This is a genomic window from Curtobacterium phyllosphaerae, from assembly GCF_049341865.1.
Classification (GTDB): Bacteria; Actinomycetota; Actinomycetes; order Actinomycetales; family Microbacteriaceae; genus Curtobacterium; species Curtobacterium phyllosphaerae.
Genome location: NZ_JBMPIU010000001.1, coordinates 111221 through 125152 on the forward strand (window position 1 = coordinate 111221; position 13932 = coordinate 125152).

At 70.5% G+C, this 13932-nt stretch carries 15 protein-coding genes; 11 read left to right on the forward strand and 4 right to left on the reverse strand.

Going from position 1 to position 13932, the window contains the following annotated elements:
• Window positions 1–2: 2 nt before the first annotated feature.
• The 4 genes from mmsB to idi form a co-directional block, all read right to left on the reverse strand.
• Window positions 3–1292 (reverse strand): multiple monosaccharide ABC transporter permease, encoded by a 1290-nt coding sequence (mmsB, locus tag ACO0E0_RS00580; protein ID WP_422869396.1) that lies wholly within the window; start codon window positions 1290–1292, stop codon window positions 3–5.
• A complete protein-coding gene (gene mmsA, locus ACO0E0_RS00585; RefSeq protein ID WP_422869927.1) occupies window positions 1289–2812 on the reverse strand; it encodes a multiple monosaccharide ABC transporter ATP-binding protein in 1524 nt (507 codons plus the stop codon). The genes mmsB and mmsA overlap by 4 nt, the downstream gene beginning before the upstream one ends.
• A 349-nt stretch (window positions 2813–3161) precedes the next feature.
• Window positions 3162–4181 carry a LacI family DNA-binding transcriptional regulator gene (locus ACO0E0_RS00590; protein WP_422869397.1) on the reverse strand — a complete coding sequence of 340 codons (1020 nt, stop codon included), beginning with the start codon at window positions 4179–4181 and terminating at the stop codon, window positions 3162–3164.
• Between the two features lie 289 nt (window positions 4182–4470).
• Window positions 4471–5004, reverse strand: a complete 534-nt coding sequence (idi, locus tag ACO0E0_RS00595; protein ID WP_422869399.1) for an isopentenyl-diphosphate Delta-isomerase — start codon at window positions 5002–5004, stop codon at window positions 4471–4473.
• A gap of 21 nt (window positions 5005–5025) precedes the next feature.
• Here idi and ACO0E0_RS00600 point away from each other — a divergent pair, with 21 nt between their 5' ends.
• The 11 genes from ACO0E0_RS00600 to ACO0E0_RS00650 all read left to right on the forward strand — a co-directional run bounded on the left by ACO0E0_RS00600 (window position 5026) and on the right by ACO0E0_RS00650 (window position 13912).
• Complete coding sequence (locus ACO0E0_RS00600; RefSeq protein ID WP_422869401.1) at window positions 5026–6084, forward strand: polyprenyl synthetase family protein; 1059 nt, start codon at window positions 5026–5028, stop codon at window positions 6082–6084.
• Window positions 6081–7142: a phytoene/squalene synthase family protein gene (locus tag ACO0E0_RS00605; RefSeq protein ID WP_422869402.1), complete on the forward strand. Its 1062-nt coding sequence runs from the start codon at window positions 6081–6083 to the stop codon at window positions 7140–7142. Before ACO0E0_RS00600 ends, ACO0E0_RS00605 begins: the two co-directional genes overlap by 4 nt.
• Window positions 7139–8863, forward strand: a complete 1725-nt coding sequence (crtI, locus tag ACO0E0_RS00610; protein ID WP_422869404.1) for a phytoene desaturase family protein — start codon at window positions 7139–7141, stop codon at window positions 8861–8863. The genes ACO0E0_RS00605 and crtI overlap by 4 nt, the downstream gene beginning before the upstream one ends.
• On the forward strand, window positions 8863–9210 hold the full coding sequence (locus tag ACO0E0_RS00615) for a lycopene cyclase domain-containing protein (RefSeq protein ID WP_422869406.1): 348 nt from the start codon (window positions 8863–8865) through the stop codon (window positions 9208–9210). Before crtI ends, ACO0E0_RS00615 begins: the two co-directional genes overlap by 1 nt.
• A complete protein-coding gene (locus tag ACO0E0_RS00620; protein ID WP_422869408.1) occupies window positions 9207–9602 on the forward strand; it encodes a lycopene cyclase domain-containing protein in 396 nt (131 codons plus the stop codon). The genes ACO0E0_RS00615 and ACO0E0_RS00620 overlap by 4 nt, the downstream gene beginning before the upstream one ends.
• The gene (locus ACO0E0_RS00625; RefSeq protein WP_422869410.1) at window positions 9599–10525 is read left to right on the forward strand and encodes a prenyltransferase; all 927 of its coding nucleotides are present in this window, start codon (window positions 9599–9601) and stop codon (window positions 10523–10525) included. The genes ACO0E0_RS00620 and ACO0E0_RS00625 overlap by 4 nt, the downstream gene beginning before the upstream one ends.
• A gap of 129 nt (window positions 10526–10654) precedes the next feature.
• Window positions 10655–11173: a hypothetical protein gene (locus ACO0E0_RS00630; RefSeq protein WP_422869411.1), complete on the forward strand. Its 519-nt coding sequence runs from the start codon at window positions 10655–10657 to the stop codon at window positions 11171–11173.
• Window positions 11174–11177: 4 nt separating this feature from the next.
• Window positions 11178–11618 (forward strand): hypothetical protein, encoded by a 441-nt coding sequence (locus ACO0E0_RS00635; protein WP_422869413.1) that lies wholly within the window; start codon window positions 11178–11180, stop codon window positions 11616–11618.
• Between the two features lie 11 nt (window positions 11619–11629).
• Window positions 11630–12661 carry a YihY/virulence factor BrkB family protein gene (locus ACO0E0_RS00640; protein WP_422869415.1) on the forward strand — a complete coding sequence of 344 codons (1032 nt, stop codon included), beginning with the start codon at window positions 11630–11632 and terminating at the stop codon, window positions 12659–12661.
• 53 nt (window positions 12662–12714) lie between these two features.
• Entirely contained in the window at window positions 12715–13419 is a 705-nt protein-coding gene (locus ACO0E0_RS00645; RefSeq protein WP_422869417.1) for an SDR family oxidoreductase, read from the forward strand.
• 85 nt (window positions 13420–13504) lie between these two features.
• Entirely contained in the window at window positions 13505–13912 is a 408-nt protein-coding gene (locus tag ACO0E0_RS00650; protein ID WP_422869419.1) for a DUF3151 domain-containing protein, read from the forward strand.
• Window positions 13913–13932 lie beyond the last annotated feature (20 nt).

The following is a 13932-nucleotide window of genomic DNA, read 5'->3' on the forward strand; positions in this document are numbered from 1 at the left end:
TGCTAGGGCAGGAGGACCTTGTCCTTGTTGTCGTCGATCGACTGGGGCTGCTGAGCCCCGATCGTCGTCGCCTCGGTCTCCTGACGGCGGAACTGGCGCATCATGCCGCCGATGAGCGACGGGCGGCCCTGCGACTTCGAGTAGACGTCGAACGCCACGGCGACGAGCAGCACGAGACCACGAATGATCTGGACGCGGTTCGACTCCTGCCCCATCAGGGACAGACCGTTCGTCAGGAGCGCCATCACGAGACCACCGATGATCGACCCGGTGATCGTACCGACACCACCGGCGACCGCGGCGCCACCGACGAACACCGCGGCGATCGCGTCGAGCTCCCAGCCGGTGCCGTCGGCCGGGCCGGAGGCGCCCGAGTAGGCGACGAAGACCATGCCGGCGACGGCGGCGAGGACGGACATGTTCGCCATGACGAAGAAGTTGATCTTGCGTGCCGAGACACCGGACAGGACGGCGGCGCTGGAGTTGCCGCCGACCGCGTAGACCTGACGACCGAAGATGGTGTTCTTCGTGATGAAGCCGTAGAGGATCGTCAGGACGCCGAGGATGATCGCGACGACCGGGATGGACGTGCCCGGCTTGCCGGAGGCGAAGAGGTACGTCGCGAAGAGCGTGACGAGCACGAGGACTCCGGTGCGGACGACGGACACCCACACCGGGGGCACCTCGGCGTGCATCTTGTGACGACGCCGACGGCCACGGATCTCGATGAGGATCAGGGCGAGGACGGTCGCGAACCCGATGATGAGCGTGCCGTTCGAGAAGTTCCCGCCACCGAAGTCCGGGATGAAGCCGGCGCCGATGGTCTGGTAGTCGTTCGGGACCGGGACGGCGGTCGAGTTGCCGATGATCTGGTTCGCACCGCGGAAGATCAGCTGACCTGCGAGCGTCACGATGAACGCCGGGACACGGACGAACGCGACCCAGAAGCCCTGCCAGGCGCCGACCGCGGCACCGACGGCGAGGCCGAGGATGATCGCGAGCCACCACGGGAAGTGCCACTGCGCCATCGACTGGGCGACGATGATGCCGACGAACGCGGCCACCGACCCGACCGACAGGTCGATGTGGCCGGCGATGATCACCATCACCATGCCGAGGGCGAGGATGAGGATGTACGAGTACTGCAGGAACAGGTTGATGACGTTCGTGGGCTCGAGCGTCAGGCCCTTGGTCGTGAACTCGAAGATGATGATGATCAAGACGAGCGCGATGATCATCCCGTAGGAACCGATCGTGTTGCCCTTGCCGAAGAGCAGCTTGAGGTTGTTCATGTGGTGAGTGCGCCCTTCCGCGCTGAGGTCATGCTTCGCATGAGGGTTTCGGGGTCCGCCTCTGCGGCCGGGACGTCGTTGGTGATGGCTCCCTCGAAGATCGTGTAGATCCGGTCGGAGAGGCCGAGGAGCTCCGGGAGTTCCGAGGAGATGAGGATGATGCCCTTCCCCTCGGCCGCGAGCTGCTGGATGATGCCGTAGATCTCGAACTTGGCGCCGACGTCGATCCCGCGGGTCGGCTCGTCGAGGATCAGCAGGTCGGGGTCGGTGAACATCCACTTCGACAGGACGACCTTCTGCTGGTTCCCGCCGGAGAGCTTGCCGACGTTCTCCTCGACCGTGGGGACCTTCGTGCGGAGCAGCTTGCGGTACTTCTCCGCGACGTCGTACTCCTCGAGGCCGTCGACGATGCCGCCCTTGGAGATCTTCTTGAGGTCGGCCGCGACGGTGGAGCGCTTCACGGTGTCGAGCAGGTTGAGCCCGAGCGCCTTGCGGTCCTCGCTGACGTAGCCGAGACCGTTGTCGATCGCCTGCTGGACGTTGTTGACCTTGATCTCGCGGCCGTCCTTGATCACCTCGCCGCCGAGGAAGTTGCCGTACGAGTGCCCGAAGATGCTCATCGCGAGCTCGGTGCGACCGGCGCCCATCAGTCCGGCGAACCCGACGATCTCTCCGCGGCGGACGAAGAAGTTCGAGTTCTTGCAGACCAGGCGGGACGCGTCCACCGGGTGCTGGACGGTCCAGTCGCGGACCTCGAAGAACGTCTCGCCGATCTTCGGGGTGCGGTCCGGGAACCGGGACTCGAGCGAGCGGCCGACCATCCCGCGGATGATCCGGTCCTCGTTGACACCGTCGGCGAGGACGTTGAGCGTCTCGATGCTCTTGCCGTCGCGGATGATCGTGATGTCGTCGGCGATCTGCTCGATCTCGTTGAGCTTGTGGCTGATCATGATGCTCGCGATCCCACGGGCCTTGAGGCCGACGATGAGGTCGAGCAGGTGCTGCGAGTCGTTCTCGTTGAGCGCCGCGGTCGGCTCGTCGAGGATGAGCAGCTTGACGTTCTTGTGCAGGGCCTTCGCGATCTCGACGAGCTGCTGCTTGCCGACGCCGAGGTTCTTGATCTGCGTGTCGGGGTCGTCGGAGAGGCCGACGCGGGCGAGGAGCTCCTGGGCGCGGAGCTGGGCACTCGTCCAGTCGATGACGCCGAAGCGGCCGGGCTCGTTGCCGAGGAACAGGTTCTCGGTGATGCTCAGCTCGGGGATGAGCGCGAGCTCCTGGTGGATGATGACGATGCCGGCGGCCTCGGACTGCTTGATGCCGGAGAACCGCATCTCCTCGCCCTCGAAGACGATGTCGCCGGCGTAGGTGCCGTACGGGTAGACGCCGGACAGGACCTTCATGAGGGTCGACTTGCCGGCACCGTTCTCGCCGCAGATCGCGTGGATCTCACCGGCGCGGACGGCGATGGACACGTCCGAGAGGGCCTTGACCCCCGGGAACTCCTTGGTGATCGACCGCATCTCGAGGATCGTCTCGGGTGCGGTGATCGAACGGGTCTCGAGTCCGTTGTCGATCGGGTCTGACGCCACAGTGCATCTCCTTCTGCCGGGGTGTTCGGCAGTCCTTCCGGGTGGTGATCGCGATCCCGGAGCAGGCACAGGCGGGCTGTGTGGACTCCGTTGTCGCGTCCGATGTGCCACTCGATGTGAACGGTCACATCGGGTGGAACGGGGGCAATATTACGCACAGGTCGCCGCAGGCTGTCAATTCCCCGCGGTCGCGGTTTGGTAACGGCGGGGAACGGTGCGGTCGACCGTCGGGGAACGGTGCGGTCGACCGTCGGTGAGCGTGCCCCGGACGGGGGTCGGGTCAGGCGCGGGACCGCGGCGCCGCGGTCGACCCCCGGACGACGAGCTGTGGGACGATGTCGACCGGGCGGAGGTCCTCGCCGTCGGGCAGGACGAGCTCGACGCACCGGCGTCCGAGCTCGGCGAAGTCGACCTGCACCGTGGTGAGCGGCGGCCAGAAGTGCTGCGCCTCGGGGATGTCGTCGTACCCGACGACGGAGAGGTCGCCCGGCACGTCGAGCCCGTACGACCGGGCCGCGTGCATCACGCCGAGCGCCATGGCGTCGTTCGCGCAGAACACCGCGGTGCAGTCCCGCCACCGGAGGAGCTCCCGACCTGCCGCGTAGCCGAAGTCCGCGGTCCAGTCGCCGAGGATCGGCGGGGAGACCGGCATCTCGCGGTCCGACATCTCGCGGAGGAACCCCTGCATGCGGGCATCCGCCTCGAGCGAGTCCCGTGAGCCGGCGAGGTGCCGCACGTACTCGTGTCCGAGGTCGAGCAGGTGCGCGGTCGCCAGTCGTGCACCGCTCATCTGGTCGACCCAGAGCGCGGACGGGTCCTCGCCGACGCGGGTGCGCAGCGTCACGTACGGGATCCGGACACCGAGCTCGGCGATGATGTCGAAGACCCGTTGCTGCGGCGCGATCACGACGATCCCCTCGACGTCCTGGTCGAGCAGGTGTCGGAGTCCGTCGCGGACGGCGGCGTCGGTCGCGTCGGTGAGGTTCGACGTCGTGACCGTGTATCCGCGCCGGACGGCGGCGTCCTCGATGGCCTGCATCGTCGCGGCGGGCCCGTAGTGTTCGCGTCGAGCGGTGAGCACCCCGATCGTGCGCGAGCTGTTGGTGACGAGGGCGCGCGCGGCTCGGTTCGGCCGGTACTGCAGCTCCTCCATCGCCGCGACGACCTTGTCGCGGGTGGCGTCGCGGATCGCATCGGAGTTGTTGAGCACGCGGGAGACCGTCTGGTGCGACACCCCGGCGATCCGGGCGACGTCCCGGATGCTGGGCGCGCGGGACTTCTGCGCTCTGGTCGACGCCATTGCCTGCTTCTCTCCGCCCGGTGCGACAACGCTGATCACGCCGATGTGCACGTTCACATTCCGGGCCAGATCATTATGCACGCTTCGCGGTCGAGCGCCAGCCGGGTCCCCGGAGCGGGCCGGGTGCCTGCCGGGTGCCGATCGGGTGCCCTGCCGGGTGCCCGGCCGGTCGGGTGCCTGCCCGAGAATGCAGATTCCCGGAGTCCCGGGGCGGGGGCACTGGCAGTTTCCGCATTCTCGGCAGCGCGCCCAGCAGCCCGGCCCTGCAGGAGCCGCCGCGCCTGCTCCCTCAGCTCAGCGCGCGCTCCGGCAGCGCCGCGAGCTGCCAGCCGAGCCACGGGCTGAAGGCGAACGGCGCCGCCTCGACCGCCGTGCGGAGCGCGTCCTCGGCGACCCAGGCCCACTCGGCGACCTCGTCGGCGGCAGGGTCCGGGACGTCCGTCGTGACGGCGCGGAACACCGGGCAGATCTCGTTCTCGACGATCCCGGACGCGTCCACGGCGCGGTACCGGAAGTCGGGCAGGACGCCCTCGACCGACTCGACCGTGATCCCGAGCTCGCGGGACGCCCGTCGGGCGATCGCGTCCTCGAACGACTCGTCCGGACCGGGGTGTCCGCAGAACGAGTTCGTCCACACCCCGGGCCAGGTGAGCTTGGCGAGCGACCGCCGCGTGACGAGGATCTCCCCGGCGGGGTTCGTGACGTGGCAGCTGAACGCGAGGTGCAGCGGGGTGTCCGTCGTGTGCACGGAGAACTTGTCCGCCGTGCCGACGCGCGTGCCGTCGTCGTCGAGCAGGACGACCTTTTCCGGGAACTGTGTCATGGCCTTCGCTAGGTTTGGATGATGGACGAGGAGACGACTGCCGTGGCCGACTGGGGCCTGGCGTCGGTCGACGACTGCCTCGACCGGTTCTTCAGACTAGCCGGACAGCGCGCGCGGTCGTACGGGCGTCCCTCGGAGGAACTCGTCGCCGTGCTCCGGAAGGCGTCGAGCGGCGGGAAGCGCTTCCGGCCCCGTATGGTGCTCACCGCGTACTCCGGGCTGGGCGGTGTCGATGTCCGCGCTGCGGCGCACGTCGCCGCGGCCTACGAACTCCTCCACACCGCGCTCGTCGTGCACGACGACGTCATCGACCGCGACTGGTCGCGCCGGGGTGTCCCGAACGTCGCAGGCAGCTTCCGCGACCAGGCCGCGACCGGGGGGATCCCGACGCCGGTCGCCGAGCACCGCGGCACGAGTGCGGCGGTGATCGCCGGGGACCTGGCGCTGGCCGGCGCCCCGCGGCTCGTCGAGTCGAGCGGCGTGGACGGCGAACGGCGGAGCAGGCTCCTCGCGATCCTCGACGAGGCCGTGTTCGCGAGCGCAGCGGGCGAGATGGCCGACGTCGACCTGTCGCTCGGCGTGATGCCGTCCGTCGACGAGATCGTCGCGATGGAACGGGCGAAGACCGCGGTGTACTCGTTCGAGGCACCATTGCAGTCGGGCGCGGTGCTCGCCGGGGCGCCCGAGCCGATCGTCGCCGCGCTCGGAGCGTTCGGGCGCGAGATCGGGATCGCGTACCAGATCGTGGACGACATCCTCGGCGTCTTCGGGGACGAGGACACGACGGGCAAGAGCGCGTCCGGCGACCTCCGCGAGGGCAAGCGCACCGTCCTCATCGCCCACGCCGCGACGACCGAGCACTGGCCCGCGATCGAACGGTTCCTCGGCCGACGGGACCTGACGGACGACCAGGCCGAGCACCTCCGGTCGAGCATCCGCCGTTCCGGCGCGCTCGACATGGCCACGGAACGGGTCGACCGGTACGCCACGCTGGCGTGCGCGGCCCTCGACGACGTCCCCGACGACCTCCGGACCCCGCTCGAGCGTCTCGTCACCGAGCTCGTGGACCGCGTGCGATGAGCCCGCACGACGACACCGCGCGGACCCCGGGGTCGGCGCGGACCACCGGCTCGGCGCGGACCACCGGCTCGGCGCGGACCACCGGCTCAGCGCAGACCCCGAGCACCCCGGCGACCAGCGGTACCGCGCGGCTGGGGCTCTACGACGCCACGGCCGCGGCGGCCTCCTCGGTCGTCATCCACCGGTACTCGACCTCGTTCGGTCTCGCGTCACGGCTCCTACGGGCCGACACCCGCGACCACATCGAGCACGTCTACGCCCTGGTGCGCGTCGCGGACGAGATCGTGGACGGCCCCGCGACCGAGGCGGGGCTCGACGCGGATCTCGCGCGGGTGGTGCTCGACGAGCTGGAGCACGACACCGAGCGCGCGATGGAGGTCGGCTTCTCCGTCAACCCGATCGTGCACGCGTTCGCTCGCACTGCCCGGGAGACCGGGTTCGGCGCGGAGCTGACCCGGCCGTTCTTCCGGTCGATGCGTGCGGACCTCACGAAGACCGAGCACGACGACGCCTCGTTCGCGGCCTACGTCGACGGTTCCGCGGAGGTCGTCGGCCTGATGTGCCTGCGGGCGTTCGTCTACCGTGCCGGCCGCCCGTCGTCCGACGAGCGGGTGCTCGTCGACGGCGCGCGACGCCTCGGGGCGGCGTTCCAGAAGGTGAACTTCCTGCGGGACCTCCGCGCCGACTTCCTGGAGCTCGGTCGCTCGTACTTCCCCGGAGTCGACGTCGACTCGTTCGACGAGGCGACGAAGCTCCGGCTCGTCGCCGACGTCCAGGACGACCTCGACGCGGCCGCGCGGGCGATCCCCCTGCTGCCCGCCGACGCCAGGAACGCGGTCGGCCTCGCGCACGCGCTGTTCCAGGAACTCAACGAGCGCATCCGTCGGACACCGGCGTCCGCACTGGTGCAGACGCGCATCAGGGTGCCGAACCCGGTCAAGGCCCGGCTGGCCGCACAGGTTCTGCTGTCACGCTCCCGGCAGACGTCCGGGTCACGGGCGGCGGATCGACCCGCGTCCGGTGGACGCGAGCCACGACGGCCGGGAGGCACGGCATGAGTCCCACACGACGACCCACCCCAACGGGGCGGCCGGCTCCGGCGGGTGCCACGCGCCAGGTCCCGGTGCAGCGCGCGGTCGTGATCGGCGGCGGGATCAGCGGCCTCGCCTCGGCGGCGCTCCTGGCGCGGGACGGCTACGCCGTGACCGTGCTCGAACAGCGCTCGGAGCTCGGCGGCCGAGCCGGCTCGTGGGAGTCCGGCGGGTTCCGGTGGGACACCGGCCCGAGCTGGTACCTGATGCCGGACGTCTTCGACCACTTCTTCCAGCTCCTCGGCACGTCCGCGGCCGAACAGCTCGACCTGGTGACGCTCGACCCGGGCTACCGGGTGTACTTCGAGGGACACGAGGACCCGATCGACCTCGCCGCGACACGGGAGGCCAACCTCGCGGTGTTCGAGGCCGTCGAGCCCGGCGCCGGCGCCCGGATGGCCAAGTACCTCGACTCGGCCGCCGACACGTACACGATGGCCGTGCGGCGCTTCCTCTACACGACGTTCGAGGACCTCCGCGGGTTGGCGGCACCGGACGTCCTCGCGCGGATGGGCAAGCTCGCCCGGCTGCTGCTCGAGCCGCTGTCGTCGTTCGCCGCCTCCGCCGTCCGCGACTCCCGGCTCCAGAAGATCCTCGGGTACCCCGCCGTGTTCCTCGGCACGAGTCCGTACGCCGCGCCGAGCATGTACCACTTGATGAGCCACCTCGACCTCGCGGAGGGCGTGCTCTACCCGAAGGGCGGCATCACCGCGGTCATCCAGGCCGTCGAGCGGGTCGCCCGCGCCGAGGGCGTCACGATCGTCACCGGGGCCGAGGTCGAGCGCATCGAGGTCGAGCACGGTCACGCGGTCGGCGTGCACCACCGCGACCAGGAGGGCGTCTCGAGCTTCGAGCGTGCCGACGTCGTGGTGAGCGCCGCGGACCTCCACCACACCGAGATGCAGCTGCTCGACCGGGAGCACCGGACCCACGACACGGCCTACTGGGGCAAGCGCGACCCCGGGCCGAGCGCGGTGCTCGTGTACCTCGGCGTCGACGGTCCGGTCCCCGGGCTGCTCCACCACACGCTCGTGTTCACCGAGGACTGGCACGCCAACTTCGGCGCGATCTTCGGCAAGGACCGGCACGTGCCCGACCCGGCGTCGATCTACGTGTGCGCACCGACCGGGGTGGACCCGGCGACCGCACCGGCGGGCAGCAGCAACCTGTTCGTCCTCGTCCCGCTCCCGGCCGACCTCGGCATCGGCCGCGGTGGCGTCGACGGTGCGGGGGACTGGCAGGTCGAGCGGATCGCAGACCGGGCCATCGCGGCCATCGCCGAGCGCGCCGGGGTCCCGGACCTCGCCGACCGGATCACCGTGCGCCGGACGGTCGGTCCGCAGGACTTCGCGGAGCAGTACAACTCGTGGAGCGGGGGGATGCTCGGTCCGGCGCACACCCTCCGGCAGAGCGCGTTCTTCCGCGCCCGGAACAAGTCGGCGAAGGTCGAGGGGCTGTACTACGCGGGCTCGTCCACCATCCCGGGGATCGGGCTGCCGATGTGCCTGATCAGCGCCGAGGTCCTCATCAAGCGCATCCACGGCGACACCACGACCGAACCGCTCCCGACGCCGCTGCAGCGGAGCCCGAGCGCCCCGCCTCGAGCGGCACCGGTCGCCCCGCCCCGAGCGGCACCGGTCGCCCCGCCCGGAGCGGTACCGGTCGCCCCGTCGCAGGACGGCGCCTGATGCCGGGGCTGTACCTCGCCGGGCTCGTCGTCGCACTCGTCGGGATGACGGTGCTCGACGCACGGTTCCGGCTCTTCTTCTGGCGCTCGCCGTGGCGTGCGGCGGCGGTGATGCTCGTCGGGATCGTGTTCTTCCTCGTCTGGGACCTCGTCGGGATCGCGCACGGCGTGTTCTTCGTCGGGCCGACCACCCTGCTCACCGGGCTGATGATCGCGCCGCAGGTCCCGGTCGAGGAGCTCTTCTTCCTCGCGCTGCTCTGCTACGTCACGATGGACCTGATCGGGTTCATCGGTGCGCGGATCGCGGCGGCCTCGGACCGGACCGACGACGTCCGGGAGCGCGCATGACCGCCGCGCACGGCACCTACGCGTTGCTCGACGCCGTGTTCCTGGCCGTCGCCGCCGCGGTCGCCGTCGTCGCGGCGGTCGTGGTGCGCCCCCGCGCCAGGGCGTTCGCGACGGGGCTCCTCGCAGGTGCGGTGCTGCTCGTCATGACGATCGTCTTCGACAACGTCATCGTCGGCCTCGGCATCGTCGCGTACGACCCGTCCCGGATCAGCGGTGTGCACCTCGGGTTCCTGCCGATCGAGGACCTCGCCTACGCCATCGCCGCGGTGGTGCTCCTCCCGAGCCTCTGGGTCTTGTTCCGCGGGCGCTCCGGCGGCGCCCGCGGCGCCGCCCCCGCCTCCGCCCGCGACGGCGCGACGCGACCGACGCACGACCGGACGGTGTCCCGATGACCGCGACCGGCGCCTCCAGTCCGACGCGGTCCTGGTCCACGACGTCCCGCGCACTCTTCGTGTCGTCGCGTCCGATCAGCTGGGTGAACACGGCCTACCCGTTCGCGGCCGCGTACCTGCTCGGGAGCGGTGTGCTCACCGGCGGTCCGAGCACGTTCCACCTGTGGGTGCTCGTCGTCGGCATCGTCTACTTCCTGGTGCCGTACAACCTCGCGATGTACGGCATCAACGACGTGTTCGACTACGAGTCCGATCTCCGGAACCCCCGGAAGGGCGGTGTCGAGGGCGCGCTCCTCGACCGCAGTGTGCACCGGACGACGCTCTGGGCGGTGGTCGTCACGAACGTGCCGTTCCTCGTCGTGCTCGTCCTCGCGGGCGGTCCCGGGAGCTGGCTCGTCCTCGCGATCAGCGTCTTCGCGGTGATCGCCTACTCGGCGCCGGGGCTCCGGTTCAAGGAGCGGCCGTTCCTGGACTCCCTGACGTCGAGCACGCACTTCGTGTCGCCGGCGGTCTACGGGCTCGCGCTGGCCGGCACGCACTGGACGTCGGCGCTCGTCATGGTGTGCGTCGCGTACTTCCTCTGGGGCGTCGCGAGTCACGCGTTCGGCGCCGTGCAGGACGTCGAGGCGGACCGTGCCGGAGACATCGGGTCGGTGGCGACCGTCATCGGGGCCCGGGCGACCGTGCGACTGGCGTTCGCGGCGTACCTGGTGGCCGGGATCGCCATGCTCTTCACCGACTTCCCGGGTCCGATCGCAGCGGTGATCGTCGTGCCGTACGCACTCAACGTGCTGCCCTGGTGGAACGTTCGGGACCAGGACGCCGCTGCGGCCAACGCCGGCTGGCGGCGGTTCCTCTGGATCAACTACGTGGCGGGCTTCCTCGTGACGATGACCCTCATCGCGGACGTCGCCGTCCGCTGACGCGGTCGTCGCACCCATGCCGGAGCGCCGCGATGCGCATCCGAACTGGGAGACCTGTCCGAGCGGCATGAAGGTCGGCGATGAAGCGTGTACGCAAGAACCACACCAACGCACGACGAGAGGAACACCATGAAGGGCAGACTGCTGTTCGCCGCCGGGCTCGGACTCGGATTCGTGCTCGGAGCACGCGCAGGACGCGGATCGTACGAGCGGATCAAGTCCCGTGCACAGGACGTCTGGACCGACCCCAAGGTGCAGAAGGGGCTCCACGACGCCGAGGAGTTCGTCAAGGACAAGGCGCCCATCGTCGGCGAGAAGCTCCGGGACGCGACCGTGTCGGCCTCCGGCGCGGTGCGGGACCGGATCTCGGGTGACTCGAGCGCCTCGGACCGGCTCGACGACGCCCAGGGCCACGTCGCCGACGCCGCTGGATCGGCGAAGGACGCCGCCGGATCGGCGAAGGACGTCGCTTCGAACGCGGTCGACAACGCCAAGCACAACGCGTCCGACATCGCCAGCACGGCCGAGGACACGGCGTCCGACGCTGCGGCCACGGCGAAGGACACGGCGTCCGACGTCGCCGCGACGGCGAAGGACGAGGCCGCCGGGGTCGCGGACTCGCTGGACGACCGCGCCGGGGAGCGCTGATCCGTTGGCCGAGCACGACAGCCTCCCGGAGCTCGAGCTCCGGAACGTGCGGACCCGCGAGCAGCTCGAGGAGACCGTGGCGGTCATCAGGCGCCGGGCGGACGTCCCGCAGCGCCTGCGGCTCCTCCGTGCCCGGGCGCGCCAGCGGATGCACCGCGACCCGACGCCGCTCGTCGCCATGATGGTGACGGCGGCGGCGGGCGGGGCGGCCATCGTCGGTGGCGTGCTCATCGGCCGGACGAGTGCCGGTCGGCTCAGCGCCGCGGCGACCCCGGCACTGCTCCCCGTCTACAAGCCCGCGAAGACCGGGAAGGACGGCACCTACCGCGGTGCCGGGGCGTTCGCCCGCAAGCCGGACAAGCTGAACCCGCGCGAGCAGGACAAGAAGGCGTGGAAGCGCCTGCAGAAGAAGCTCCGCAAGCAGCGGGCCCGGATGAGCAGGTGAGGAACCCCCGCATGGCACGGAACCACCGCCCGGACCCCGACGACCCGAGGAAGCCCGACAGCCCGGCGGACCTCACCAAGCCGACGGTCGTCTACACGCTGAAGAAGACCCTGCGGGAGTTCTCCAGCGACCAGTGCACGGACCTCGCGGCGAGCCTGACGTACTACACGGTGCTCGCGCTGTTCCCCGGACTGCTCGCCGTGGTGTCCATCCTCGGCCTCGTCGGCGACGGGCAGCGGACGGTCGACACGCTGCTCGGACTGGTGCGGAACGTCGGCTCGGACCAGGTCGCCAGTCTGCTCAAGGACCCGATCAACGGGTTGGTGCGCTCACCCGCGGCACCCGTGACGTTCGTGGTCGGTCTCGTCGGCGCGATCTGGTCGGCCTCCGGGTACGTCGGCGCGTTCGGCCGTGCGATGAACCGCATCTACGACGTCCGCGAGGGGCGACCGATCTGGAAGCTCCGTCCGACGATGCTCGGGGTGACCCTCTTCACCGTCGTGCTCCTCGTGGTCGGGTTGCTCGTGCTCGTCAGCGGGCCTGTCGTCCGGAGCTTCGCGGACGTGTTCGGACTCGGTGACGTCGCCGTGACGGTCGTCAGCATCGTGCAGTGGCCGGTCCTCGCCGCGATCGCGATCGTCGTCATCGCGGTCCTGTACTACTGGTCGCCGAACGTCCGTCAGCCGAAGTTCGCCTGGGTCAGCGGCGGGTCGATCGCCGCGCTGGTGATCTGGCTCGTGGCGAGTGTCGGGTTCGGGTTCTACGTCGGGAACTTCTCGCACTACAACGCGACGTACGGATCGCTCGGCGGCGTCATCGTGTTCCTCCTGTGGATCTGGATCACGAACAACGCGCTGCTCTTCGGGGCGGAGTTCGACGCGGAGCTCGAGCGCGGCCGGCAGCTGCAGGCCGGCATCCACGCGGAGGAGGACATCCAGCTCCCCGAACGCGACACGAAGCAGATCGAGAAGCAGGACGCCAAGCGCGCGAAGGACATCCTCGAGGGCATCGAGATCCGGCAGTCCGCCGGTCGGCACGACTGACCGGTCAGCGATCCGGACGGGAGGCACGGGGCGGGTTCTGTAGGCTGGCCGGCGTGACCGACACCACCCCAGCCAGCCAGCCCGACCGACCCGTCGCCCTCGTCACCGGCGGCACGCGCGGCATCGGGCTCGCGATCGCCCGTGACCTCGGGCGGACCCACCACGTCCTCGTCGGTGGACGCGACGCCGGGGCGGTCGAGGCCGTCGTCGGGTCGCTGCCCAGCGCGGCCCCCTTCGTCGGCGACCTGACTGCCGGGGCCGTACCGCGCCTCCCGGCCAGGCTCGACGTCCTGGTCCACTCGGCGGGTGTCGAGGAGGGCGGTCCCGTGGCGGAGACGCCGATCGAGGTCTGGCAGCGGGTGTTCGCGACGAACGTGTTCGCGGTCGCCGAGCTCACCCGGGTGGCACTCCCGGCGCTGCGGGCGGCCGAGGGGCTCGTCGTCGTGGTGAACAGCGGCTCGGGGTTCGTTGCAGGCCCGGGCGGTGCGGTCTACGCCGGGTCCAAGTTCGCGGTCCGCGCGTTCACGGACGCCCTCCGCGAGGAGGAACGGGCGAACGGCGTCCGGGTGTCGAGTGTGCACCCCGGCCGGACGGACACCGACATGCAGCGGGCGCTCGTCGCGCGCGAGGGGGTGGAGTACGACGCGACCTACACGATGCCGCCGGAATCCGTGGCCGCGACCGTCCGTCTCGTCGTGGACCTCCCGGCGAGCGCAACGGTCGAGACGCTCTCGGTCCGTCCGACACGACGTCGCTGAGGGCAGTCGTGCCGGGAGCGGAGAAGTCCGGCGCGGGACGTGGGCGCGCGACGTGGGCACGCTGCCGATGCCGGAGAATGTGGACATGACGGACAATCTCCTCGGTGTGCCCGAGACCCTCCTCCCCGCCGAACCCGAGGTCGCCGACGCGCTCGCGGACGGCGTCCCGATCGCCGACGTCGTCACCGCGAACCCGTCGTCGAGCCTGGCGTGGGCGCTCCTCGCGGACGACGCCTGGGCCCGGGGTGCCGTGCTCGAGTCGTACGCCGCCGCGCGGGTCGGGTACCACCGGGGCCTCGACGCGCTCCGGAAGGGCGGCTGGCGCGGGCAGGGTCCGGTGCCGTGGCGTCACGAGCCGAACCGGGGCGTCCTCCGCGCGCTCTACGCCCTGCGACGGGCTGCCGAGGGCATCGGCGAGCTGTCCGAGGTCGAGCGGCTGACGGCGTTCCTCGACGATGCCGACCGGTCCGTGATCCCCACCTTGGACCGCTGACCGGAGGCTGCCCCGGCGGC